Source organism: Holdemanella sp. DFI.5.55, assembly GCF_020593575.1.
In the GTDB taxonomy this organism is placed as follows: Bacteria; Bacillota_I; Bacilli_A; order Erysipelotrichales; family Erysipelotrichaceae; genus Holdemanella; species Holdemanella hominis.
Window position 1 is genome coordinate 1 of the sequence record NZ_JAJDMK010000291.1, and the last position, 262, is coordinate 262.

1 protein-coding gene is annotated in these 262 nt (G+C 49.6%); it reads left to right on the forward strand.

What is annotated here, in order from left to right:
* On the forward strand, positions 1-262 hold a 262-nt coding region (locus LJE08_RS14145), incomplete at both ends, for a bifunctional oligoribonuclease/PAP phosphatase NrnA (protein WP_227403597.1).

Sequence of the window (262 nt, forward strand, 5' to 3'; positions counted from 1 at the left end):
TGAAAACATGACTCTATTGGAAAGCGGAGCAGCCTATGTAGTCTTGACCGATGTAATCCTGAAGCGCTATGGCTTGACCGAAGCTGGGACTTCGGCTGTCGTGCCTTTGCTGGGCAAGATTCAAGGAGTCAAGGCATGGGCAATCTTTGTTGAACAAGAGGATGGCCATTATCGGATTCGTCTGCGCTCTAAAGGTCCTTTTATCAATGAGCTAGCCAAAAAGCATCAAGGCGGCGGTCATCCATTAGCCAGTGGTGCCAAG